We start from the raw sequence: 249 nt of genomic DNA on the forward strand, positions 1-249 counted from the left end.
GTTATATATCTCCCAGTCTGCGGTGTCTCAACGCATCAAACAACTGGAAAAATGGTTAGCACAGCCTGCTCTGGTAAGAGAGAGCCCACCAAGGCCAACACCAGCAGGAAAAAAACTGTTGGGTTTGTATCGTCGTGTTCGCTTGTTAGAGCACGAACTTGTCCCAGAGTTGATGAACGAAGAGGGAACTCAACCTCTTTCTCTGTCTATTGCGACAAATGCTGATAGCTTGGCGACATGGTTACTTCC

The 249-nt window shown here is 47.4% G+C and carries 1 protein-coding gene; it reads left to right on the plus strand.

The genetic code is table 11. From position 1 onward, the window contains the following. On the plus strand, nt 1–249 hold a 249-nt coding region (locus tag AB4512_RS22880), incomplete at both ends, for a LysR family transcriptional regulator (RefSeq protein WP_372175823.1).

It is taken from the genome of Vibrio sp. 10N.222.52.B7, from assembly GCF_041474275.1.
Classification (GTDB): Bacteria; Pseudomonadota; Gammaproteobacteria; order Enterobacterales; family Vibrionaceae; genus Vibrio; species Vibrio crassostreae_C.